This is a genomic window from Cohnella panacarvi Gsoil 349 (assembly GCF_000515335.1).
In the GTDB taxonomy this organism is placed as follows: domain Bacteria; phylum Bacillota; class Bacilli; order Paenibacillales; family Paenibacillaceae; genus Cohnella; species Cohnella panacarvi.
The window spans coordinates 2,845,408-2,867,414 of sequence record NZ_KI911563.1 but is presented as its reverse complement, the minus strand read 5'-3'; the positions used below and the strand labels follow the sequence as shown (position 1 = coordinate 2,867,414).

Genomic DNA, 22,007 nt, shown 5'->3' with positions numbered 1-22,007 from the left:
CAATGAAAGCTCGGGACGTTCGAACGATCGCGGCTTGGATCGCGGCAGTCGGTTCAGCCGTGCTTATCTTATGGCTGTTGATGATCCCGCCGGTGCTGGGCTTGGCGGACAGCGGCGATTTCGCTCGCGTGATGGTCGGAGCGGGGATCGCGCCGCTTGATCCGAACGAGTCGTATGATGGCCGCTATTTCGGCTTCTCGCATCAATACTACGGTTACGGAGACTATATGCTGGGCGGCTACTTCTCGACCCATGTCCTGCTCGTCGCGATTGCCGGGTGGCTAGGCAGAATCGTCAGTCTGGATCACTTCGATATGCGGGTACTTGGATGTTGCTATGCCGCGCTGTATATTTGGGCTATCGTACTGTTGATTCGATCATCGCCCAAAGTCGCCAACCGCAAGGCAACGCTCGCGGTGTCCGCGGCATTGGCGGCTTGCCTTGTATTCGTCTTTGGAGATATCGGCTACATCGTTTATTTTCAGTCGTTCTTCGGCGAGCCTTATGCGCTCATTGCGACACTGCTGACGGTTGGCGCGGCGTTAGTCCTTCTGGCGTCGGACAGGCCGAGCGGCGCGATGCTGGCGATCTTCATCTGCGCAGCGTTAGCGCTGGCCACCTCGAAAATTCAGAACGCGCCGCTAGGCTTCGCCTTCGCTTTGCTGGCCTGGCGGATGCTGAAGCTGCGCGAAGATCGGACATGGCGCAAGCAGGCATGGACGGGGGTAATCGTGTTGGTCGTCTGCTCCGCGCTGATGATCGTTGTCGCCCCGGATCGGCTCAAGCATACGAACCTGTACCAGTCTATTTTTTTCGGCGTGTTGAAAAGTTCTCCGGATGTCGCATCCGACATGGAAGAGCTCGGAATTCCGGACAAATACGCGGGGCTGGCAGGCACGAACTATTTTCAGAAGAATACCGTGATTCCGCAATCGGACCCGGTCTTGCACCGGGAAGTGTTGGAGAAACTGAGTCATAAAGACATTGCGATGTACTATTTGCGTCATCCATCGCGATTCATACAGAAGCTAGAAGTAGCGGCATCTAACGGGGTTTACATACGCCCCCTCTACTTAGGCAACTATGATCAATCGGCTCAGAAGCCGAGGGGCGCGGTATCGCACGCCTACAGCGCGTGGAGCCAGTGGAAGGTGAAGAAGATGCCGCATACACTGGGTATATTCCTCATGTTCTATGCGTTCTATTATCTCGCGCTCGCGTGGATCTGGCTGCATACGGCTTCGCGAAGGTTGCGGTTAGGCTTGGAAACGATGGCGATTATAGGCATAGCTGGCGCATTCGCGGTGTTCGTAGCGATTATCGGCGACGGCGAGGCCGACATGGGCAAGCATTTGTTTATGTTTAATGTCTGCTTTGATATGATGGTGGTAAGCATCGTTGTTTCAATGACTTATTTCGTAACGAAGTTTATGTTCCGCGAGGGCAGGAAGGCATAGTCGGAGGGAGCCGTATCATTGTCTAAAGGGATATTCATTACAATAGAAGGCGGAGATGGCGCGGGGAAAACAACGCTTATTTCCAGATTGAATGAACAAATATACATTCACGCTCAGCAAAGAACGGTGCCGACTCGAGAGCCCGGCGGCAGCCCCATTGCAGAAGCAATACGATCGGTTATATTAGATCGGAAAAACACGCGGATGGACCCCAGAACGGAAGCATTACTCTATGCCGCTGCCCGTCGTCAGCACTTAATGGAAATCGTAAAACCAGCTATAGAAAGCAAAAAGATTGTCATTTGCGACCGTTTCGTCGATAGTAGCCTCGCCTATCAAGGTTATGCGCGGGGATTAGGAATGGACGAAGTTTGGGAAATCAATCGTTTTGCTACAGATGGATATATGCCGGACGTCACTTTATATCTGGATATTGATCCGGTGGTGGCAATGTCCAGAATCCATGCGAACAGCTCGAGAGAAGTCAATCGGCTTGACCTGGAGAAAATAGACTTCCACCAAAAAGTACGCGAAGGTTACCTTCAGGTTGCCGCCAGGTTTCCGAATCGGATTTTTGTGCTCGACGCGTCGCAGACTCCAGAGGCGTTAGCCCTAGAGGCATGGAAGATTATCGAAGCAAAACTTAGCCTAAAAGGATCGTAAAAAGAGGATTTTGCACGTTGGATGTCCAATTTATAATTAGGTAGAGACAGACCCCATTACGAACCGAGGAGGGCCTGAACGATGAAACTTCTTATTGCCGTGATTCAGGATAAAGACAGCAATCGACTGTCGAACGCGCTTATTAAGGAAGGATTCCGGGCGACGAAGCTGGCGAGTACCGGCGGATTTCTGCGTGCCGGTAATACGACGTTCTTAATCGGGATCGAAGACGAACGCGTGCAGAGCGCGCTCGACGTCATTCGCGCCAACTGCAAAGTGCGCGATCAGCTTGTCACGCCGGTGTCTCCGGTCAGCGGGGCGGCGGATTCTTACATTCCTTTCCCGGTCGAGGTTCAAGTCGGCGGCGCCGCGGTATTCGTCATGCCGGTCGAACGCTTCGAGCACTTCTAATGAAGCGGGATGGTGAACACGCATGAAGATTCAATCGCCGGGCTATCCGTTAATTAATAAGGCTGTACCCCGGGGCGAATTAGCCAACCGCCCGCCGCAGATGCAAAGCTTCGGGGATTTGTTGCAGCACCAAGACGAACAGCGTACGCAAGAAGAATTGCAGCGCAAGCTCGAGGACATTCGTCTGCAAGGAGACCGGCTGGCCCGGTCGATGACGGTTCGCGAGCTTGTGCTTTACCGTCAGATGGTAAAGTCGTTCCTAGAGGATACCGTTAAGCGCGGAGTCGGATTAAAGGATACGCGCGGCTGGGATCGCCGCGGCCGAAGCAAGCGTTACAAGCTTCTCGAGGAAGTGGACGCGATGCTCGTGGCGATGGGCGAAGAGCTACTGGTAACGGAAGAAGGCCGCTTGGATCTGCTGAATAAAGTCGGCGAAATTCGCGGCATCTTGATCAATTTGGCATTTTAGGCGATGGGCCGGTCATAGATGAACGGTCATCGCGGAGGAGTTCTAAGCATGGGCTTTGAGCAAATACTCGGACAGGAGCGCGTGAAGTCGATCTTGCGCAGCGCGCTAACCACCCGCAAGATCGCCCATGCGTACCTGTTCGCGGGACCGAGCGGCTCCGGCCGCCGAGAGATGGCGCAAGCCTTCGCCCAAGCGATCTTCTGCGAGCGCGGCGGTGCGGACGCTTGCGGGGAATGCTTGTCTTGCCGCAAGGTCATGCATGGCAACCATCCGGATTTGCATGTGATAGCCCCGGACGGCGCAACCGTAAAGATCGAGCAAATTCGCGCCTTGCAGCGCGAATTGTCGTATCGGAGCGCCGGAGCGGGGTATAAAGTTTATATGATCGAAGCTTCGGAAACCATGACGACACAGGCTGCGAACAGCCTGCTGAAATTTCTCGAAGAACCGCCTGCTCCAGTGGTCGCGATCTTGCTCGCGCCGAGCGCCCAAGCGGTACTGCCGACCATCGTATCCCGTTCCCAATTGGTCGCTTTCACGTCCGGGGACCGGGAAGCGTTGGAAGCGGCTCTCGTCGCGGAAGGCAAACCGCCTCTGTTGTCGCGCGCTGCCGTGAATTTAGCTTCCGGATTAGCGGCGAGTCGAAAATTGGTAGAAGAGAATTGGTTTGCAGAAATTCGAAACGTAGTGATACAATTAGGGAAGGAGCATCCGTCCCGGTTCTCTGCGAATCTGCTACAAGCGCAGCAGCAGGTGTTTAAGACGGATCTCTCGGAACATGTCGAAATCTTGCTGCAGTTGATGGCACTGTGGTATAGGGATATGATATACGCCATGACCGGACGCCAGCAGTTGATGGTGTTCCCGGATCAAGGGGATTGGATCGCGAAGACGGCCTGGTCCCGGACGATCGACGGATGGGTATCGGCGATGGAATCCGCGCTCATGGCGGCAAGAAGAATAAAGGCTCACGTGCCTCCGCAATTGGCGCTTGAGCAATTTCTGGTGAACGTGCGGGAGGGATAGATTTGTACGATGTCGTCGGCGTCCGCTTCAAGAAAGCGGGCAAAATCTATTATTTCGATCCCGCCGAGCATCCGGTGTCCAAAGATCAGCACGTTATCGTCGAGACGGCTAGAGGCGTAGAATACGGCAAAGTCGTCGTCGGACCGAAGACGGTAGGCGAGTCCGACGTCGTTCTGCCTCTGAAGAAGGTTATTCGCATCGCGGGTGATACCGACGCCAAGGCGGTCGACGAGAATCGCAACGCGGCGAAGAACGCTTTCGCGGTCGGGTTGCAGAAGATCAAGGACCATGCGCTTAAGATGAAGCTTGTGGACGTGGAATACACGTTCGACCGGAATAAAATCATTTTTTATTTCACGGCTGAAGGGCGCGTCGATTTCCGTGAGCTGGTCAAAGATTTGGCCGGCGTATTCCGGACCCGCATCGAATTGCGGCAAATCGGCGTGCGCGATGAAGCGAAGATGCTCGGCGGTATAGGTCCGTGCGGTCGCGTGCTCTGTTGCTCCTCGTGGTTAGGCGACTTCGAACCGGTCTCCATCAAGATGGCCAAAGACCAGAACCTGTCGCTGAATCCAACGAAGATCTCGGGGCTCTGCGGCCGACTCATGTGCTGTCTGAAATACGAGCACGACAATTACGAGAGCGCCAAAGAAGAGCTTCCGTCCATCGGTAGATTGGTCGTTACATCGATGGGCGAGGGCAAGGTGGTCGGCCTGAATGTTGGCTCCAGAAGCGTGCATGTGCAGCTGTTCGAGCTTGGCAAAGTGAAGGAGCTGCCTTTCGACGATGTCGTCTTGAAGTGACGCACTTGACATACTCGGATGCCTTGAGGTGGATGGTTGTTCATGAAGGATATTTTCGCTCGCGTGAATGAGCTTGAATCGCATTTGGGTGCGGTACACGCGGATTTCGGATCGCTTAAGCAGAAGATTAAAGAGCTGCTCGAAGAAAACCAGCGGCTGCGGATCGAGAATGGGCAACTGCGCAAAGTGCTCAAGCGAGAGAATGACCCGACGGCGCCTCCTCAAACGGCAGAACAACCGGCTGCCGTTAAAGGAGACAAGCCTGCGCCGGTTGCATTAGGCGTTGGGGAAGGCTACGATAATTTGGCAAGGTTGTACCACGAGGGGTTTCATATCTGCAACGTCTACTACGGACATCTGCGGATGGAAGGAGATTGCTTGTTCTGTCTGTCTTTCCTGAGCAAGTAAGCAAGTCGAATAAATCGGACGAAGCACGCCGTCTTTCCTTCATAAGGAAAGGCGGCTTTTGTTAAAAATAGAACGAAGGCAGGATGGTCATGAACGAAGAGAAGGTAGAAGGCAGTATGCGGCTTGAACCGGAAGAACGATTGGACGACTTGCTGACGCATAACCTGAAGATCATCCAAAGTCCCGAAGTGTTCAGCTTCTCCTTGGATGCGGTACTGCTCGCTCGGTTTGCCGGCGTGCCTCCCCGGGGCCGAGTGCTTGATCTGTGTACGGGCAACGGCGTCATCCCGCTGCTCCTGACGACCCGGACGACGGCGAAGATCGACGGCGTGGAGATCCAGCCTCGGCTCGCGGATATGGCGCGGCGCAGCGTTCGTCTTAACGGGCTGGAGGATCGGGTTGCGATTATCGAAGGCGACCTGCGCGAGTGGAAGGTTCCTGAAGAGCTGTATGACGCGGTCACCGTCAATCCCCCGTACTTACCGCTGAGGAGTGGTGATCATAAGGACAACGTCCATCAGGCGATGGCCCGTCACGAGCTGGGCTGCAAGCTGGAGGACGTCGTTGCGGCATGCGCGAGATCGGTTCGGCGCGGCGGGCGGGTGTCCATGGTCCATCGCCCGTCCAGGCTGGTAGATATAGTTGATCTCATGCGTAAATATAAGTTGGAACCGAAACGGATCCGGTTCGTCCATCCCCGTAAGGAAACCGAGGCGAACATGGTATTAATAGAAGCAACGCGCGAGGGCAAGCCGGAAGTAAGGTTGTTATCGCCTGTAATCGTCTATGGGGATGACGGCGACTATACGCCGGAGCTGCTGGCTGTATTCTACGGGGAGGCTGCGGAGTTGCCCGACTTCAAGCGACATAACGGGCGGGCTCACGGTCCGAGCTACGCCGGTAAGCCAGAGGAGGATAAGCGATGACGGAGCGGGATAAGAAGGAGACGGAAGCGAGCGTCCAACGAAGCTTCGCAAGCCGCGAGCGGCCGGGGACGCTGTACTTGGTCGCCACGCCGATCGGCAACCTGGAGGATATGACGTTCCGCGCGATTCGGACGCTCAAGGAAGTGCAACTGATCGCCGCCGAAGATACGAGGCAGACGCGTAAGCTGCTGACTCACTTTGAAATTCAGAATCGATTAGTCAGCTATCATGAGCATAACCGCGAAGCGAGCGGCCCAGAGCTTATCCGGATGCTCTCGGAAGGACAGAGCATTGCCTTGGTCAGCGATGCGGGCATACCGGCGATCTCCGATCCGGGGGCTGACCTCGTAGCGTTAGCCGTCGACGAAGGGATACCTGTCGTACCGATTCCGGGCGCTAATGCGGCGTTATCGGCGCTGATCATCTCGGGTTTGCCGACGGATCGGTTCCTGTTCGTAGGTTTCCCTCCTCGGGAGCGCAAAGGCATGGTCAAGCTGATGGACACGTTGGAGAACGAGACGGGCACGATAATCATGTACGAATCGCCGCACCGATTGAAGAAGACGCTCGCCGTGATCGCGGAAAGATGGGGTTATCGGGGCATGGCGATCGTGCGCGAGTTGACGAAGCGGCATGAGGAGGCGGTCAGAGGTACCGTATTGTCGTGTTTGGCGCACGTGGAGCAGCATCAACCGCTCGGCGAGTGCTGCATCGTGCTTCAAGGGAAGTCGGAAGCGGAGCGATCGGCGGATTCGGTCGGGGCGGAAGGCACGGTCCCGGGCGCGTGGTGGTCGGAGCTTACGCTGGCCGAACATGTACAGGCGTACGAGGATAAGCGGCAAACCCGCAAAGAAGCGATGAAATCGGCTGCCGCGGATCGGGGAGTTTCCCGCCGGGACGTGTACCAGGCGCTGCTGGGGGCGGAGTAATCCCAGCAGCATCCAACCGTTCTTGGTCATCACTCGCGTAAGACTCCGACCTTCTCTAGTTGCCTCCGTTTATATTCAAGAAGTTCATTCAACAGAGGTTGAGCTTCCTTCATATATATGATTACTCCGAAATCCTGCATATCCCAGTCATATTCAGGATCCAGCGTGCCTTCTTTCGAGTATCGGAAGAAGGCCTGCGTGTTTTTGCCGCCAAGCTGGGCGACCGATTCGCCGAATCGGCTGTTGATCTCCGGTTTGCCCAGGGCACTGGCCAGCCCATTACGGCTGTTATCCATCTGCGGCTCGTCTGATAACAGATAGGAAATCAATTGGAACGCTTCTGTCTTCCGTGTACTGTTCTTCGGGATGCCAAGATAATAATAAGACGGAGCCGGGCCGGTTCCGGGGGCATCGGCGAGTACCGGGAAGCTGGATATGTTCCAGTTCGCAAAGGGAGCTGAAAGCCCTCTGGTAGCCCCATTCCTCATGGAAGAGTTATCTCCTAGATAACGTCCAGTGTACATCGCGAGCAACCCATCATAAAATTGTGCGGATGTGGTATTGGGGCTGGCTGACTTGAAAATTTCCCTCAATGGTTTGCCCGGGAGGCTTCTTCGTTAGGTCCGTGCAGGAAGTCAATAACAACATCGCTGTTGTTGTAAGGATAACGACGACATTTTTGATGTCTCGCATATCTTTCTACACGCCCTTTTTTAAACTTTACTTGATATTGAGGCACGATGATAAAAAAAACGCCTCCCGATACTATTCTCGGGAGGGTTGCAAGGAGTTATAAAAAGGTTAGAATTAACATTTGTAAGACTACAAAATCATTATAAACTATTTTCTTTAATTTGTCACAGGTGAAGGCAAATCCTTCAAACATTCTCTGCAAACAATTTTTCCTTTGAAGTACGTTACGTTCTCGGCGTTGCCGCAGAAGATGCAAGCAGGCTCGTATTTCTTAAGCATGATACGCTCGCCGTCTACATAAATCTCAAGCGCGTCCTTCTCGCCGATGCCCAGCGTACGGCGAAGCTCGATCGGAATGACCACCCGTCCTAGTTCGTCAACTTTACGTACGATACCCGTGGATTTCATCATTTGGTAATACCCCTCTCATAAGGTTAAAATGAATTCAAACGGACTCTATCGTCCAAAGCTTGTCTGCAATCGCCAGTATTCGACAAGGTATTCGACAAAGTTCTCTGTTTTCCGCTTTTTATAGTACCAACCATTCCCAAAAAAGTCAACCTGAAAGCTATTCAATTATATAGGAAATTTGATGAGAATCTTATAATATAAGGCGGAAATTAGAACGTGGGCTAGTCCGTGTCATGAATACAAAAAGGAAATCGTTTTACGACACTATTCGACATAATCTAATACCGAGTACCTAGTTTGTCGACAATCCATAAATTTCGAGGTGAATATCGATGGTTGCGAAGCTGCAGGAAGAGAAAGTATTCAAAGATCCGGTCCATTCAGCCATCTACGTGCAGGACCTGACGATCTGGAAGCTGATCAATACGCCGGAATTTCAACGGCTTAGACGGATCCGGCAATTGGGGACTTCTTACTTAACCTTCCATGGAGCCGAGCATAGCCGATTCTCGCATTCGTTAGGCGTATACGAAATTACCCGTAAAATCATCTCTCAGTTCGAACGTAACGGTTATTCGGATTGGCCGCAAGAAGAGAGACTGCTGAGTTTGTGCGCGTCTTTATTGCATGATGTCGGGCATGGACCGTTCTCCCATTCGATCGAGGAAGTGTTCCACACGCACCACGAGCAATGGACTTGCGACATCATCGAGGGGGATACGGAGATTAACCGTGTGCTCGGGGAGGTGTCTTCGGATTTTCCGCAGCAAGTGGCTTCCGTCATCCGTAAGACGTATAACAAACCGATCGTCGTCAGTCTCGTATCGAGTCAGATGGATGCCGATCGCATGGATTATTTGCTAAGGGATGCTTATTTTACGGGAGTGAACTACGGCACCTTCGACTTGGACCGCATTCTTCGCGTTCTCCGGCCGTACCAAGGCAAGATCGTCGTCAAAGAGAGCGGCATGCATGCGGTGGAAGACTATCTAATGTCCCGATACCAAATGTATTGGCAAGTCTATTTCCACCCGGTCACTCGCAGCTCGGAGATCTTGCTTCGGCAAATTTTCCGCAGGGCGAGCGAGTTGGTGCGGGACGGATACGCGTTCGGATTCATGCTTCCGCCGATCGCGCATTTAATAGAAGGATCGCTGACGTTGTCGGATTACTTGATGCTCGACGAAGCGCTCGTGCAGACGGCTTTTCGACAGTGGGAGCTTGAACGAGACGAGCTGTTGTCGAATTTATGCAGCCGATTCCTGAACCGGAAGTTGTACAAATATACGCCGCTAGAGCAGAAAGACGAAGCGTGGTTATCCGACGTTAGGGAGGAATGGAGATCGATCGGCCTTCATCCGGATTATCATCTGGAGGTCGATACGCCATATGATTCGCCCTACGATATTTATAAGCCGGAGTTGCTGCCGGGCAGCAGCGGGAAGCTGCCGATCCTGCTTCTGGACGACCGCGAGCAGTTGACGGAAATTTCCGTGAAGTCGGACATTATCCGTTCGATTGCCGGCATCCATCGGGGCAAATACTACATGTATTATCCCGAAGACGAAGTCCGCAAACACGCCGATAAACTGAGTACAGAAACTCGCAGCAAACTCTCTATATAATAGAAGGGAGACAACTTCCGACATGTTAATCGACACTCACGCGCACCTAGACTCCCCGAAATTCGACAGCGACCGGGAAGAGGTCATCGCGCGCGCGCAAGCCGCGGGAATCGATACGATCGTCAACATCGGGTTTAACCGGGAAACGATTCCGACGACGATGGCGCTAGCCGAGAAATACCCGTTCATCTACGCTGCCGTCGGTTGGCATCCGACCGATGCGATCGATATGAAGATAGAAGAAGATTTGGCATGGATCGAGTCGTTATGCGCGCATCCGAAAGTCGTAGCCATCGGCGAAATCGGATTGGATTACTATTGGGATACGTCGCCTAAGGAGATCCAGCATACGGTATTCCGCGAGCAGATCCGACTTGCCCGCAAATTGAACAAGCCTATCGTCATCCATAATCGCGATGCGCACGAAGATATCGTGAAGCTGCTGCGCGAGGAACGCGCTTCGGAAGTCGGAGGGATTATGCATTGCTTCTCCGGCAGTTGGGAAATGGCCAAGCTCTGCCTCGATATGAACTTTTATATTTCCTTCGGAGGACCGGTGACGTTCAAAAACGCGCGGGTACCTAAAGAGGTCATGGAGAAGGTTCCATTAGATCGAATTTTAATCGAAACGGATGCGCCATATTTGACCCCTCACCCCCATCGCGGACAACGTAACGAGTCTGCATATGTGCGACTTGTGGCGGAAGCGGCGGCGGAGATTAAAGGGTTAAAATTGGATGAGATTGCTAAAATAACGAGCGAGAACGCTCGCGACTGTTTGTGTCTACCGAGCTAAAACGGTTACATTCGATGAAATAAAGACCGGTGCGTAGAAAAAACTGTTTTTTGGCGCGTTAATTGCTCATTTTATCGGTGAATTCAGGAAAAAACGGTCAAATTCGCCCTTTGTGCCTTCTTTACACGCCGAGTAGGTAGAATGTATCATCTAGAACAGAAGTTTGAATATGGCATCCCTTTTCCAGCGCGCTGAGTCTCCGATAGGAGAGCGGGGGACCCGATAAAGCGGCGGATGATTCACGAATCGTCCGACGTGGTCCGAGCAATCTTGGGGTGAATTTCGCAAGCGGTGTTTAGGAACTTCCCTCTGAAGTTCTCCGGACATTCGTAAGCGGATAGGGCGACTCTCTTTAGCCCGAACCCGACAGCTAACCTCGCAAGCGTAGTAGAGAGAGGTCAACCTCGTGCATCCCCATTCCCTTATAATTATCTAAGCGGAAGCCACGAACAGGTCCTCTGTCAGTGGCTTTTTGTGTGGAAAAAAAGGTTTATGAATGGTTGGACTACGTAGAATCCGCCTTGCTTGGAACAGGCGGCGCATCGCTAGAACCGCTATCCATGCCAGGATCGCGCGGTTACCTGCATGTGTCGTTAACAAATCGGATAGTCGCGTCAGACTACAGTCATGCATCACAGTCGACGGCGGGGCTATGAAGGAGGAGCGAGAAAATGGGAGAAGTTCCTGTACAGGATTCCCATGATCCACGACCGACCGGCAAGCTTATCGCACTGCTGCGATGGAAACATGAGCATATGCGCATTGTCCTACTAAGCGCCATTTTACTTTTCGCCGTTCTCACTATGTTCATGTCGCTGCTGCATCCCGCAGAAGCCAAAAGCATTTCCATCGTGGACAACGGAGTAACCTCCGTCATCCAAACCAGAAGCTCGGATATTCAAGATGTTCTGGAAGAGCAACAAATCAGGGTCGGTCCTTATGATCGTTTATCGATGACAACGGGGGATCAATTGACTAACGGAAGCACGATCGTAATCGATCGCGCGAAGGGCGTCACGGTCAAGGCGGATGGGAAAGAAGCCGTAAAATATACAGCGGCCGACTCCGTCGAAGCAGCAATCAAGGAACTGAATCTTTCGATCGGCAGCGAAGATCGGGTTAGTCCTGCGCTGAATGCGCCCGTAACGGAAGGCATGGAAGTCGTGATTACCCGCGTGCGCACGGAAGTGGTCGAGTCGTCGCAAGCCGTCGCGTTCCAAGTCGTGGAACAGAAGAACGCGGACCTGGCTGAAGGCAAGACCAAGGTCGTGAAGACGGGTCAAGAAGGACAAGTCGTCGTACGAACGGCTAAAGTGTACGAAGACGGCAAGCTTGTAGGCGAACGGGTTCTGGAGAAGACTGTCTCCAAGCCCGCCGTTCATCAAGTTGTCGCGATCGGCACGAAGAAGGCTGAAGTAAAGACGCTGACTTATAACGGCAAGCCGACCGAGGCGGAAGCCAAGATCGTTCAGTTGAACGGCAAGTCGGTGAAAGTCAAACGCATGCTCAGCAACGTTACGCTGACGGCTTATTCCGCGGACTTCGCCTCTACGGGCAAGCGGAAGGGCGACAAAGGCTACGGCATTACGTCGTCGGGCGCGGTCGTCGAAGAAGGACGCACGATCGCCGTCGACCCGAAGGTCATCCCTATCGGCTGGTGGGTATACATCGAAGGGATCGGATTCCGCCGGGCGGAAGACACCGGCAGCGCGGTCAAAGGCAAGAAGATCGATATCTATTACGATAGCGAGAAGTATGCGGATCGGTTTGGCAAGAAGAAGGGCTATACGGTTTACGTAATCGGTCCGGTCAAACCGTCGGCGAATTAACGAGATCGGGAAGAGGCGTCATTGGCGCTTCTTCCCGTTTTGTGTTATAGGATACATAGGGAATTACGGTAGACGGTAAAGGCGGAATGAATGACGATGTTTCAAGAGATGATTGTCGTAGAGGGCAAAGACGACACGGTAGCCATCAAACGGGCGCTAGGCGCCGATACGATCGAGACGGGCGGCTCGGCGATCGGAGAAGACGTTCTTAGGCGTATCGAGCTGGCGCAAGAGCGCAGAGGCGTGATCATCTTTACCGATCCGGACGCGCCGGGAGAACGCATTCGCAAGATCGTCGCGGAGCGCGTGCCGGAAGCCAAGCATGCTTTCCTAACGAAGGACGAGGCCAGGAGCGCGCGCGGGCTTGGCGTGGAGCATGCGTCGGATGAAGCGATTCGCAGGGCGATCGATCGCGTGCGAGGGCCGGAGAGCGGCGCTGACGAGCTTCAGGAGATCGAATGGAGCGATCTGCTCGATGCGGGTCTTATCGTGCATGCCTCCTCCGCGCGGCGCAGAGAGCGAATGGGAGAGCTGCTCGGTATCGGCTATGCTAACGGCAAGCAATTTCATAAAAGATGCCTCATGTTCCGCATTACGCGCGAGGAATTCGCGGCGGCACTGGAACAACTGGGGCGGGAAGGGCTGTAGAAGAATCCATGAGCAATCATTCGAATCAAGATATCGCGACATCGTCCCGAACGAAGGAGATCATCCGCAAGCACGGCTTCACCTTCAAGAAAAGTTTAGGACAAAATTTCCTTACCGACTTGTCCGTCCTGGACCGGATTATCGACGCGGCGGATTTGGACAAGGCGAAGGGAGTGCTCGAAGTCGGGCCCGGCATCGGTTCCTTGACCGAGCAGCTTGCGCATGCGGCAGGCAAAGTGACGGCGGTCGAGCTGGATCAAAGGCTGATTCCGATTCTCGGAGACGTATTGTCGCCTTATCCGCACGTCAGCGTCGTCCATGGAGATATCTTAAAGACTGATTTACGGAAGCTGTGGGAGGAACGGTTCTCCGGATGCGCAGGCGTCAGCGTCGTGGCTAACTTACCCTATTACGTAACGACGCCGATCATTATGAAGCTGCTTGAAGAGCAACTTCCGCTCGAGAACATCGTGGTCATGGTACAGAAGGAAGTAGCGGAGAGAATGGCGGCGAAGCCGGGCGGCAAGGAATACGGCAGCCTAAGCATCGCCGTGCAATATTATTGCGAGCCCGAGCTCGTCTGCATCGTGCCGGGCAAGGCGTTCATTCCGCCGCCGAACGTGGATTCGGCGGTTATTAAGCTCCGGAGACGCACGGAGCCGGCAGTGTCGGTAGCGGACGAGGACAAGTTCTTCCGCGTCGTACAGACGTCGTTCACGCAGCGCCGCAAGACGCTATCCAATAATCTGTCCGCGTTGTCGGGCAAGGAGCGCAAAGGCGAGCTGGGGGAGCTGCTGCAGTCTTGCGGCGTACAACCCGAGCGGCGGGCGGAGACGCTGTCGCTGGCGGAGTTCGCCCGTATAACGGAAGCGTTGACGGCGAGCGGCATGCTCTAGGCGCAAAGGACGCGCACCGGATGCAGGGTCCCTCCATAGGATAGACGAAGAGGTGATTGCCCATGATGCAGGGGGATCTGGTCGTCCGCAAATCCTATGGCGGAGATATGCTATTCAGGGTTGCGGCGTTCGCCGGACAACAGGCCGTGCTCAGAGGGATGGATTATCGGTTGCTCGCGGACGCGCCGGTTCACGACCTCAAGAAGGTGCGGAATCCGGACGAGCTCGGCGGGACGCGCCGGGCTCGCCTGCACGCCGACGAATCCATTAGGCATATGAACGAGATGCGCAACAGGCAGACGGGACTCTCGGGGTATCTGGCGCAGCTGGATGACAGGCGCCAGCCTTATTTCGAGTTGCCCGGCAAAGTGCTGCATCTGGACGGCGATTTCAACTACTTGAATAAGAGCATGCAAGTGTATCGTCAGCTCCGCGTGCCTGCGGAAGGCGTGCATTGCCACGAGTCGCAGATGCCGCAAGTGCTCGCGCGGATGCTCCCTCAGTTCCATCCGGACATCGTCGTCATAACGGGCCATGACGGCGTGCTGAAGCAGAAGCAAGATTTGCAGCAGCTCGGCAGCTACAAAAACTCGATCAACTTCGTACGCGCGGTCGACGTCGCCAGGGAGTACGAGCGCAGCCGCGATTCGTTGATCGTCATCGCCGGAGCGTGCCAATCGCACTTCGAAGCGCTGCTTCATGCGGGAGCCAATTTTGCCAGCTCGCCCGGAAGAATCATGATTCACGCGCTCGACCCGGTCTACGTTGCCGTGAGGGCGTCGTTCACGCCTTTCCGCGAGACGATCAATATCGCGGACGTCATCGCGCATACGATCAGCGGCAAGCAGGGCGTCGGGGGCATTGAGACGATGGGGCGTTATCGGGTTGGCGTACCGAATTTGAAAGCGGCGAATCCGGAACCAAATGTGAACATTGTGTGACAAAAAATAAGCAAGATTATGAAAAACCCACTCGCATCAAGGAAAATGACCGTTGACAGCAAAACAGTACCGTTGATATAATATTGAGCTTATTTGACACCTCCCCTGATATTAGTTATAATTTACAGGGAAAGAGGTGGTAGTGGATCATGGCTAAAAACGCGCTTCTAGAGATCAAACGAAGCCTGGAACCGCATGTCGGTTCGAAGATCATGCTCCGCGCCAACGGTGGACGCCGCAAGACCATCGAACGCACGGGCGTGCTGGAAGAAATCTACCCATCAGTGTTCATCGTCAAGCTCGATCAAGAGCAACACGCATTCAAGCGTGTCTCGTACAGCTATGCGGACATCTTGACCGAGTCGGTTGAAGTGATGTTGTGCAATGACGAAGGTCAGGTTCGCATCAACTATTTATCGCATTGACTCGTTGGTATGCATGGGCAGCACCGCGCTTGAAGAGCGCCGGGGCTGCCCGTTTTGCATGTGCGGGGTTAGGCAGGGGCAAGCTAAGGCTTGATCGTCAACCATGCGAAGGAGGAAGCGGAATGAGTCGCAGAAGAGGCGTAATGTCCGAGCAATTCAAGGCGGAAATCGCCAAGGACTTAGGGATATACGAGAAAGTACAGCGCGAAGGCTGGGGCGGGATCACGACCAAAGATGCCGGCAACATGGTGAAGCGCGCGATTCAAATAGCGGAGCAGGCGGCGGCGAAGGGGACACAACAGTAATCATCTGGTTGTTCGACGAAATCGCGTCATGAAGCAGGCGCCCTTCCGCAGCCGGTTACCCGGCGAAGGGTCGCCGCGCAGCAACGGGCATTTCATGGACTGAAGCTTTTCGCATTGGGCCGGACCTGCTATTCTAGAGGTCCGGCTTTCTTACGCCGCGTTCTGTTCGAAATAACAACATATGGATAGTTATTTCTTCGATCACCGTCACCTGTGCCATAATAACAACCAATCGATAGTTAATTTCTCATTTTTCGCAGTAACTCGCTCCAAGTAGGGTAAATACCTGCGAATGGTTGTTATATCGATGATAGTGCGAAATTCGCCCGAAATACCTACGAATGGTTGTTATTCGCCGAGGGCGGGGGGAGCGAGCGATGCTGCCGCGCGCAAACTGCGGAAAATCGCAATCGTTGAACGGGTTTGTTATAATATGTAAAGCCATGAACAAGCAAGCGAGGATAACAATGACGAAAATTTACGAGAAAGCGCCGGCTAAGATCAATTTGCTGCTGGACGTGCTTCGCAAGCGGGAAGACGGCTTCCATGAAGTCGAGATGGTCATGACGATGGTCGACTTGGCCGATCGGCTCGAGATGGAGGAGCTTCCCCGCGATCAGATCGTCCTGTCTAGCCAGGCGGGGTTCATCCCGCTCGACGAGAAGAACTTGGCTTTTCAGGCAGCGAAGCTGATTAAGGAACGCTATGGCGTCAAGCAAGGAGTATATATCCATCTAGACAAGCAGATACCGGTGGCTGCGGGGCTCGCGGGCGGAAGCAGCGATGCCGCGGCGACGCTCAGAGGGCTGAATAGGCTGTGGAATCTGTCCCTTAGCGGAGAGGAACTGGAGAGCCTCGGCGCGGAGCTCGGATCGGACGTTCCGTTCTGCATTCGCGGAGGGACCGCGCTGGCGACGGGCCGCGGCGAGAAGCTTACGCCGATTCCGTCTCCGCCGCAATGCTGGGTCATATTGGCCAAGCCGCCCATTAACGTCTCGACGGCGGACGTCTATGGCAAGTTTCGGGTTAACGAGCTGAAGTCTCACCCGTCGCTTCCCCGGATGCTCGACGCTCTTGCGAAGCAATCGTTCACGGAGATGTGCGATGCGCTCGGCAACGTACTGGAGACGGTCACGCTTGAACGATACCCGGAAGTCAAGCAAATCAAGGATTGCATGGAGAGATTGGGCGCAGACGGCGTGCTCATGTCCGGAAGCGGTCCAACCGTGTTCGGGTTGGTATCCAAGGAAATGAAAGTGGCGAGAATATATAATGGCCTCAGAGGCTTCTGCAGAGAGGTATTCGTGGTAAGAATGCTTACATAAAATGCTGGGAGTCCCTGATTTAAGGGGTTAATGTTGCCGAAAACCGTATAAAAGTGATATAATACAGTTATATTATTCGGATTTGGCGGGGGAGTGGGCCATGAAGAAGTTGAAACGCAGCGCTAGACTCGTTGAAATGACGCAATATTTATTGGCCCGTCCTCATACGTTAATTTCTCTTACAGCATTCGCGGAGCGCTATCAATCGGCAAAGTCTTCGATTAGCGAAGATCTGGCGATCATCAAAGAAGTATTCGAAGACGAAGGGATCGGCGAGCTGAATACGTTGGCCGGCGCCGCGGGCGGCGTTCGGTACGTCCCGAAGGTTCGCACCGACCTGGCGTACGAGAAGATGGTCACGATCTGCCGCGAGCTTGAACAGCCGGATCGGCTATTGCCGGGCGGTTATCTATACATGACCGATTTGCTAGGCCAGCCGGGCATGATGCAAGAGGTGGGACGCATGTTCGCTTCCGCGTTCGCGAACCGCGACATCGACGTTATTATGACGGTTGAGACGAAGGGCATCCCGCTAGCCAACGCGACGGCGCAGTTTCTGAACTTGCCGGTCGTCATCGTTCGCAGGGACCACAAGGTCACGGAAGGCTCGGCGGTCAGCATCAACTACGTATCGGGTTCTACCAAACGCATTCAGACGATGTCGCTTGCTAGACGCGCGCTTAAGGAAGAATCCCGCGTGCTTATCATAGACGACTTCATGAAAGCCGGAGGCACCATTCAAGGGATGGTCGATCTGCTGCATGAATTCCGGGCCGTCGTGGCCGGCGTCGGCGTATTCGTGGAATCCGGAGAAGTAGAGAGCGAAGAGCGTCTGCTCCATGATTACGTCTCTTTGGCCCGCCTGACGGAAGTAGATTTGAAGACGCGGCAAATTACCGTTCAACCGGGCAACTTTTTTCAATAACGCATTCGGAGGTGCTATCCATCCATGAGCCTTAAGATCGTATCTACGCCAGACGCTCCGGCGGCGATCGGACCGTACGCGCAAGCGGTGCGTACAGGCAACCTGCTATTCACGTCCGGACAAATTCCGTTAACGCCAGAAGGCCAGCTCGTCTCCGGCGGAATCGAAGAGCAGACTCACCAGGTGCTCGCGAACCTTAAAGCGGTGCTTGCGGCGGAGGGTGCAACGTTCGGCGACGTCGTGAAGGCGACCGTGTTCCTGAAGGACATGAACCAGTTCGCGGCGTTTAACGCGATCTATGCTTCGTACTTCGGAGAACATACGCCAGCCCGCTCTACGGTTGAGGTCGCGCGGTTGCCGAGGGATGTTTTTGTCGAAATCGAATTGATCGCGGCGATTAATGTCGAAACTGTCAGGAATTAAAAATTTTTTTCAATTTTAACATTGGTTTTCCCATATTTAAGAAGGAATCCGAACGATTTTGTGGAATATTACACCAAGTCTTCTGAAGGACAAAGGTGGTGAACACAAGTGCAAATTACAGATGTGAGACTCCGCCGCGTCAATTCGGAGGGTCGCATGAAGGCCATTGCTTCGATAACCATTGATAACGAATTCGTCGTACACGATATTCGGGTCATTGACGGCAACAATGGCATGTTCGTGGCCATGCCGAGCAAACGGACTCCGGACGGAGAGTTTCGTGACATCGCGCATCCGATCTCTTCCGGCACGCGCGAGAAGATCCAAGCAGCCGTATTGGCAGAGTATGAGCGCGCTGCGCAAGATGAAGAAGTTATGGTCGAAGGGGCATAATGATGAATACTCGAGAAGAGGGCCTATTTGGCTCTCTTTTCATTTTATACAGAATAGGCTATGATGCTGATGTAATCGAAGAAGCGGTTGAAGGGGCGTTATTCTACCATGAAAATAATGGCGATCGTGCTTGCGGCCGGTCAGGGCAAGCGCATGAAATCGAAGCTATATAAAGTATTGCATCCGGTATGCGGCAAACCGATGGTGAGCCACGTGCTTAACGCGGTCAAGCAGGCCTCTTGCGAGCGGGCGGTCATCATCGTCGGACATGGCGCCGACGCCGTGCGGACAACGCTGGGCGATTCGGCGGAATACGCGTTCCAAGCCGAACAGCTCGGTACCGGGCATGCGGTCATGCAGGCGAAAGACCTGCTCGGCCAGGAAGACGGCGTAACGGTCGTCATCTGCGGAGATACGCCCCTCGTGCGTACCGAAACGATAGAAGCGATGATTGCCCAGCATACGGCGCAAGGCGCAGCGGCGACGGTGCTGACGGCCGTATTCCCCGATCCATCCGGTTACGGCCGCGTCGTTCGCGGGGAGAACGGCGACGTAGAGCGAATCGTAGAGCATAAGGACTGCAATCCGGAAGAGGCGGCCGTGCGGGAGATCAATACGGGGACGTACTGCTTCGATAACCGGAAGCTGTTCGCTGCGCTCGAGTTCGTAACGAATAGCAACGCGCAGGGCGAATATTATTTGACCGACGTCATTGGGATTCTGAAAGCGCAGGGCGAGAGAGTCGGGGCGAGCGTAGCTTCCGATATCGCCGAAGCGATCGGCGTGAACGATCGCGTTGCGCTTGGCGAAGCAGAGCGTCTCATGCGTCATCGGATTAACGAGAAGCACCAGTTGAACGGTGTAACGATCATTGACGCCGGCAATACGTATATCGGAGCGGACGTTACGATCGGGGCGGATACGGTATTGTATCCCGGAACGGTTCTGCGCGGGAATACGTCCATCGGTTCCGATTGCGTCATCGGACCAGGCGCCGAAATAACGGACACCGTCATCGGCAGCGGTACGACCATCCGTCACTCCGTGTCGGAGAACGCGCACATCGGCGACGATTGCAACGTCGGGCCGTTCGCTTACTTGCGACCGGGCACGAAGCTCGGCCGTCACGTGAAGATCGGCGACTTCGTCGAGATCAAGAACGCCGTCATCGGCGAGCACAGCAAAGTGCCGCACCTGAGTTACGTCGGCGACGCGATCGTCGGCACGGGCGTAAATATAGGCTGCGGCGCGATTACCGCCAACTATGACGGGTATAATAAATCCGTGACCGAAATCGGCGACGACGTCTTCATCGGCAGCAACGCCAACCTGATCGCTCCGGTTAAGATCGGCAACGGCGCATACGTGGTAGCCGGTTCTACGATCACGCATAACGTTGCGGACAACGATCTGGCGATCGCGCGGGAACGGCAAGTCAATAAGCCGGGCTATGCGGATAAGCTTCGCGCACGAGCGAAGGCGAAGAAGGAACGCGGCTCCGAATAGAGTTGTATAAGATTGTATAAGCTTCCGAAACCGAATAAAAAGGCGGTTGTCATATGGCGTATCCTGATAACACGTTGAAACTGTTCTCCTGCAGCTCCAATCGCAAGCTGGCGGAATCGATCGCCAGCTATATCGGCGTAGAGCTTGGCCGCGCAGACATGGGCCGATTCAGCGACGGGGAGACGCATATCCGCCTTGACGATAGCGTAAGAGGCGACGACGTGTTCGTGATCCAATCGACATCCGCGCCCGTAAACGACCATCTGGTCGAACTGCTCGTCATGGTAGACGCCCTGAAGCGGGCTTCCGCCAAGACGATTAACGTTGTCGTGCCTTATTACGGGTATGCGCGGCAAGACCGCAAGGCGCGCTCTAGAGATCCGATCACCGCCAAGTTGGTCGCGAATTTGATCGAGACGGCCGGGGCGCATCGCGTGATCGCCATGGATTTGCATGCCATGCAGATCCAAGGCTTCTTCGACATCCCGGTCGACCATCTTCTTGGTGTACCGATATTGGGCGAATACTTCAAGAACAAGAACCTGCACGCGCCCGTCGTCGTATCCCCCGACCACGGGGGAGTCGTGCGGGCTCGCAGGCTGGCGGACGAACTCGGGGCATCGCTCGCGATCATCGATAAGCGGCGACCGGAGCCTAACGTCGTGGAAGTGATGAACATTATCGGCGACGTCTCGGGACGTACGGCCATCTTGATCGACGATATAATCGACACCGCCGGGACGATCGCGCTGGCGGCCTCCGCGCTAAAACAGGCGGGTGCGGTGGAGCTTTACGCTTGCTGTACGCATCCGGTTTTATCCGGTTCGGCAATGGACCGGTTGGACGCATCACCGCTGAAGGAGATCATCGTTACCGACACGATCCCGCTGCGCGAGCCTTGCAGCTCGTCCAAGATCAAAGTGCTGTCCGTCGCTCCGCTCATCGGCGAAGCGATCGTCCGCATTCACGAGCAGCAATCGATCAGCAGACTGTTCGAGCCTCATGTTTAATCGGACAGGCGGGGGGGCAACAATAGGATATCTCTAAACTGGGAGGTACGCCTATGATTGCTAACGCGACATTGCAGGTAGAACGGCGCGAAGTCGGCAGCCGCTACGAACTAAACAAAATCCGCAAATCCGGTAAAGTGCCCGGCGTTATCTACGGCAAAGGCTTGAGTTCGCCAATGCCGATCGCGCTGGACGGCAAAGAGCTGACGTCGTTCATCAGAAGCCACCCGCATGCCGTCATCGAAGTGGACGTGCCCGGAGAAGGCAAGCATCCGATTATGATGGCCGAAGTGCAACGCGACCCTATGACTCAACTCGTGAAGCACATTGATTTCAGGCGGGTCGATATGAACGCGAAGATCAGCACGTCGGCCAGACTGGAAGTAACGGGCACCTCGATCGGCGAACGGGAGGGCGGGATGCTGCAGCTCGTCCTGCACGAGGTGGATATCGAATGTTATCCGAAAGATATCCCGGACGTGATCGCGGCTGACGTCAGCCAGTTAGGTCTAGGAGAACATCTGACAGTAGCGGATTTGCGGATTCCTTCCGGGGTCGCGGTGAAGCAGGATCCGGAGACCGTCGTCGCGGCGATCTTGGCGCCTCAGAAGGAACGCACGGAGGAAGAGCTGGATCAACTGAACGATGCGGATGTCGAGAACAGACGTCATAGAGAGGCGGCTCTGGCTGTCGAGAAGGATTAGCCTGAATCGCCACGAACGAGAAAAAGGGGTCGCGCTTAGACGCGACCCCTTCTTCTGTAA

Annotated in this window: 26 protein-coding genes and 1 riboswitch; of the genes, 24 read left to right on the top strand and 2 right to left on the bottom strand. The window is 54.5% G+C overall.

The window, feature by feature from the left end; translation table 11 throughout:
• The first annotated feature begins 2 nt into the window (after window positions 1-2).
• From COHPA_RS0113760 to rsmI, 9 genes are all read left to right on the top strand, one after another.
• Entirely contained in the window at window positions 3-1,457 is a 1,455-nt protein-coding gene (locus COHPA_RS0113760) for a TgpA N-terminal domain-containing protein (RefSeq protein ID WP_027086740.1), read from the top strand.
• An 18-nt stretch (window positions 1,458-1,475) separates the two neighbouring features.
• On the top strand, window positions 1,476-2,120 hold the full coding sequence (tmk, locus tag COHPA_RS0113755; RefSeq protein ID WP_027086739.1) for a dTMP kinase: 645 nt from the start codon (window positions 1,476-1,478) through the stop codon (window positions 2,118-2,120).
• 81 nt (window positions 2,121-2,201) lie between these two features.
• Window positions 2,202-2,531 carry a cyclic-di-AMP receptor gene (locus COHPA_RS0113750; protein ID WP_027086738.1) on the top strand — a complete coding sequence of 110 codons (330 nt, stop codon included), beginning with the start codon at window positions 2,202-2,204 and terminating at the stop codon, window positions 2,529-2,531.
• Between the two features lie 22 nt (window positions 2,532-2,553).
• Window positions 2,554-3,000: a YaaR family protein gene (locus tag COHPA_RS0113745; RefSeq protein WP_027086737.1), complete on the top strand. Its 447-nt coding sequence runs from the start codon at window positions 2,554-2,556 to the stop codon at window positions 2,998-3,000.
• 48 nt (window positions 3,001-3,048) lie between these two features.
• Complete coding sequence (holB, locus tag COHPA_RS0113740) at window positions 3,049-4,026, top strand: DNA polymerase III subunit delta' (protein WP_027086736.1); 978 nt, start codon at window positions 3,049-3,051, stop codon at window positions 4,024-4,026.
• 2 nt (window positions 4,027-4,028) lie between these two features.
• The gene (locus tag COHPA_RS0113735) at window positions 4,029-4,829 is read left to right on the top strand and encodes a PSP1 domain-containing protein (protein WP_027086735.1); all 801 of its coding nucleotides are present in this window, start codon (window positions 4,029-4,031) and stop codon (window positions 4,827-4,829) included.
• A gap of 42 nt (window positions 4,830-4,871) precedes the next feature.
• Entirely contained in the window at window positions 4,872-5,237 is a 366-nt protein-coding gene (locus COHPA_RS0113730; protein ID WP_027086734.1) for an initiation-control protein YabA, read from the top strand.
• 83 nt (window positions 5,238-5,320) lie between these two features.
• Window positions 5,321-6,163, top strand: a complete 843-nt coding sequence (locus tag COHPA_RS0113725; RefSeq protein WP_425393685.1) for a tRNA1(Val) (adenine(37)-N6)-methyltransferase — start codon at window positions 5,321-5,323, stop codon at window positions 6,161-6,163.
• Window positions 6,160-7,092 carry a 16S rRNA (cytidine(1402)-2'-O)-methyltransferase gene (rsmI, locus tag COHPA_RS0113720; protein ID WP_027086732.1) on the top strand — a complete coding sequence of 311 codons (933 nt, stop codon included), beginning with the start codon at window positions 6,160-6,162 and terminating at the stop codon, window positions 7,090-7,092. Before COHPA_RS0113725 ends, rsmI begins: the two co-directional genes overlap by 4 nt.
• Window positions 7,093-7,121: 29 nt before the next feature.
• Here the strand turns inward: rsmI and COHPA_RS0113715 are convergent, their stop codons facing one another.
• Entirely contained in the window at window positions 7,122-7,580 is a 459-nt protein-coding gene (locus COHPA_RS0113715; protein WP_027086731.1) for a type 2 periplasmic-binding domain-containing protein, read from the bottom strand.
• 361 nt (window positions 7,581-7,941) lie between these two features.
• Window positions 7,942-8,196 carry an AbrB/MazE/SpoVT family DNA-binding domain-containing protein gene (locus COHPA_RS0113710; RefSeq protein WP_027086730.1) on the bottom strand — a complete coding sequence of 85 codons (255 nt, stop codon included), beginning with the start codon at window positions 8,194-8,196 and terminating at the stop codon, window positions 7,942-7,944.
• A gap of 332 nt (window positions 8,197-8,528) precedes the next feature.
• Between COHPA_RS0113710 and COHPA_RS0113705 the strand changes: the two genes are divergently transcribed.
• The 15 genes from COHPA_RS0113705 to COHPA_RS0113635 all read left to right on the top strand — a co-directional run bounded on the left by COHPA_RS0113705 (window position 8,529) and on the right by COHPA_RS0113635 (window position 21,947).
• Entirely contained in the window at window positions 8,529-9,821 is a 1,293-nt protein-coding gene (locus COHPA_RS0113705; protein ID WP_027086729.1) for an HD domain-containing protein, read from the top strand.
• 22 nt (window positions 9,822-9,843) lie between these two features.
• Window positions 9,844-10,617: a TatD family hydrolase gene (locus COHPA_RS0113700; protein WP_027086728.1), complete on the top strand. Its 774-nt coding sequence runs from the start codon at window positions 9,844-9,846 to the stop codon at window positions 10,615-10,617.
• A gap of 179 nt (window positions 10,618-10,796) precedes the next feature.
• A riboswitch (cyclic di-AMP (ydaO/yuaA leader) is annotated at window positions 10,797-11,017 on the top strand.
• Window positions 11,018-11,288: 271 nt separating this feature from the next.
• Window positions 11,289-12,446 (top strand): resuscitation-promoting factor, encoded by a 1,158-nt coding sequence (locus COHPA_RS0113695; RefSeq protein ID WP_027086727.1) that lies wholly within the window; start codon window positions 11,289-11,291, stop codon window positions 12,444-12,446.
• Between the two features lie 96 nt (window positions 12,447-12,542).
• A complete protein-coding gene (gene rnmV / locus COHPA_RS0113690; RefSeq protein WP_035120890.1) occupies window positions 12,543-13,094 on the top strand; it encodes a ribonuclease M5 in 552 nt (183 codons plus the stop codon).
• A gap of 8 nt (window positions 13,095-13,102) precedes the next feature.
• Entirely contained in the window at window positions 13,103-13,990 is an 888-nt protein-coding gene (gene rsmA / locus COHPA_RS0113685) for a 16S rRNA (adenine(1518)-N(6)/adenine(1519)-N(6))-dimethyltransferase RsmA (protein ID WP_027086725.1), read from the top strand.
• A 62-nt stretch (window positions 13,991-14,052) separates the two neighbouring features.
• Window positions 14,053-14,931: a sporulation peptidase YabG gene (gene yabG / locus COHPA_RS0113680; RefSeq protein WP_027086724.1), complete on the top strand. Its 879-nt coding sequence runs from the start codon at window positions 14,053-14,055 to the stop codon at window positions 14,929-14,931.
• A gap of 149 nt (window positions 14,932-15,080) precedes the next feature.
• The gene (gene veg, locus COHPA_RS0113675) at window positions 15,081-15,356 is read left to right on the top strand and encodes a biofilm formation stimulator Veg (RefSeq protein ID WP_027086723.1); all 276 of its coding nucleotides are present in this window, start codon (window positions 15,081-15,083) and stop codon (window positions 15,354-15,356) included.
• 122 nt (window positions 15,357-15,478) lie between these two features.
• Window positions 15,479-15,661, top strand: coding sequence for a small, acid-soluble spore protein, alpha/beta type (locus COHPA_RS0113670; RefSeq protein WP_027086722.1), 183 nt, complete (start codon window positions 15,479-15,481; stop codon window positions 15,659-15,661).
• A 467-nt stretch (window positions 15,662-16,128) separates the two neighbouring features.
• Complete coding sequence (gene ispE, locus COHPA_RS0113665; RefSeq protein WP_035120888.1) at window positions 16,129-16,986, top strand: 4-(cytidine 5'-diphospho)-2-C-methyl-D-erythritol kinase; 858 nt, start codon at window positions 16,129-16,131, stop codon at window positions 16,984-16,986.
• Between the two features lie 100 nt (window positions 16,987-17,086).
• Window positions 17,087-17,911 carry a pur operon repressor gene (gene purR / locus COHPA_RS0113660; RefSeq protein WP_027086720.1) on the top strand — a complete coding sequence of 275 codons (825 nt, stop codon included), beginning with the start codon at window positions 17,087-17,089 and terminating at the stop codon, window positions 17,909-17,911.
• A 24-nt stretch (window positions 17,912-17,935) separates the two neighbouring features.
• Entirely contained in the window at window positions 17,936-18,334 is a 399-nt protein-coding gene (locus COHPA_RS0113655; RefSeq protein WP_027086719.1) for a RidA family protein, read from the top strand.
• A gap of 108 nt (window positions 18,335-18,442) precedes the next feature.
• Complete coding sequence (gene spoVG / locus COHPA_RS0113650) at window positions 18,443-18,727, top strand: septation regulator SpoVG (protein ID WP_035119511.1); 285 nt, start codon at window positions 18,443-18,445, stop codon at window positions 18,725-18,727.
• 108 nt (window positions 18,728-18,835) lie between these two features.
• Window positions 18,836-20,233: a bifunctional UDP-N-acetylglucosamine diphosphorylase/glucosamine-1-phosphate N-acetyltransferase GlmU gene (gene glmU, locus COHPA_RS0113645; RefSeq protein WP_027086717.1), complete on the top strand. Its 1,398-nt coding sequence runs from the start codon at window positions 18,836-18,838 to the stop codon at window positions 20,231-20,233.
• Between the two features lie 53 nt (window positions 20,234-20,286).
• A complete protein-coding gene (locus COHPA_RS0113640) occupies window positions 20,287-21,243 on the top strand; it encodes a ribose-phosphate diphosphokinase (RefSeq protein ID WP_027086716.1) in 957 nt (318 codons plus the stop codon).
• Window positions 21,244-21,296: 53 nt separating this feature from the next.
• Window positions 21,297-21,947 (top strand): 50S ribosomal protein L25, encoded by a 651-nt coding sequence (locus COHPA_RS0113635; protein WP_027086715.1) that lies wholly within the window; start codon window positions 21,297-21,299, stop codon window positions 21,945-21,947.
• Window positions 21,948-22,007: the final 60 nt, after the last annotated feature.

Excerpts from the sequence above, each read along its gene's own strand:
- COHPA_RS0113705 (WP_027086729.1), top strand. The coding sequence starts at position 8,529 with ATGGTTGCGAAGCTGCAGGAAGAGAAAGTATTCAAAGATCCGGTCCAT.
- COHPA_RS0113760 (WP_027086740.1), top strand. The coding sequence starts at position 3 with ATGAAAGCTCGGGACGTTCGAACGATCGCGGCTTGGATCGCGGCAGTC.
- purR (WP_027086720.1), top strand. The coding sequence starts at position 17,087 with ATGAAGAAGTTGAAACGCAGCGCTAGACTCGTTGAAATGACGCAATAT.
- rsmI (WP_027086732.1), top strand. The coding sequence starts at position 6,160 with ATGACGGAGCGGGATAAGAAGGAGACGGAAGCGAGCGTCCAACGAAGC.
- rnmV (WP_035120890.1), top strand. The coding sequence starts at position 12,543 with ATGTTTCAAGAGATGATTGTCGTAGAGGGCAAAGACGACACGGTAGCC.
- COHPA_RS0113745 (WP_027086737.1), top strand. The coding sequence starts at position 2,554 with ATGAAGATTCAATCGCCGGGCTATCCGTTAATTAATAAGGCTGTACCC.
- ispE (WP_035120888.1), top strand. The coding sequence starts at position 16,129 with ATGACGAAAATTTACGAGAAAGCGCCGGCTAAGATCAATTTGCTGCTG.
- COHPA_RS0113715 (WP_027086731.1), bottom strand. The coding sequence starts at position 7,580 with ATGAGGAATGGGGCTACCAGAGGGCTTTCAGCTCCCTTTGCGAACTGG.
- COHPA_RS0113725 (WP_425393685.1), top strand. The coding sequence starts at position 5,321 with ATGGTCATGAACGAAGAGAAGGTAGAAGGCAGTATGCGGCTTGAACCG.
- COHPA_RS0113750 (WP_027086738.1), top strand. The coding sequence starts at position 2,202 with ATGAAACTTCTTATTGCCGTGATTCAGGATAAAGACAGCAATCGACTG.
- rsmA (WP_027086725.1), top strand. The coding sequence starts at position 13,103 with ATGAGCAATCATTCGAATCAAGATATCGCGACATCGTCCCGAACGAAG.
- holB (WP_027086736.1), top strand. The coding sequence starts at position 3,049 with ATGGGCTTTGAGCAAATACTCGGACAGGAGCGCGTGAAGTCGATCTTG.
- veg (WP_027086723.1), top strand. The coding sequence starts at position 15,081 with ATGGCTAAAAACGCGCTTCTAGAGATCAAACGAAGCCTGGAACCGCAT.
- COHPA_RS0113710 (WP_027086730.1), bottom strand. The coding sequence starts at position 8,196 with ATGATGAAATCCACGGGTATCGTACGTAAAGTTGACGAACTAGGACGG.
- COHPA_RS0113640 (WP_027086716.1), top strand. The coding sequence starts at position 20,287 with ATGGCGTATCCTGATAACACGTTGAAACTGTTCTCCTGCAGCTCCAAT.
- COHPA_RS0113695 (WP_027086727.1), top strand. The coding sequence starts at position 11,289 with ATGGGAGAAGTTCCTGTACAGGATTCCCATGATCCACGACCGACCGGC.
- yabG (WP_027086724.1), top strand. The coding sequence starts at position 14,053 with ATGATGCAGGGGGATCTGGTCGTCCGCAAATCCTATGGCGGAGATATG.
- COHPA_RS0113655 (WP_027086719.1), top strand. The coding sequence starts at position 17,936 with ATGAGCCTTAAGATCGTATCTACGCCAGACGCTCCGGCGGCGATCGGA.
- COHPA_RS0113670 (WP_027086722.1), top strand. The coding sequence starts at position 15,479 with ATGAGTCGCAGAAGAGGCGTAATGTCCGAGCAATTCAAGGCGGAAATC.
- glmU (WP_027086717.1), top strand. The coding sequence starts at position 18,836 with ATGAAAATAATGGCGATCGTGCTTGCGGCCGGTCAGGGCAAGCGCATG.
- COHPA_RS0113730 (WP_027086734.1), top strand. The coding sequence starts at position 4,872 with ATGAAGGATATTTTCGCTCGCGTGAATGAGCTTGAATCGCATTTGGGT.
- COHPA_RS0113700 (WP_027086728.1), top strand. The coding sequence starts at position 9,844 with ATGTTAATCGACACTCACGCGCACCTAGACTCCCCGAAATTCGACAGC.
- COHPA_RS0113635 (WP_027086715.1), top strand. The coding sequence starts at position 21,297 with ATGATTGCTAACGCGACATTGCAGGTAGAACGGCGCGAAGTCGGCAGC.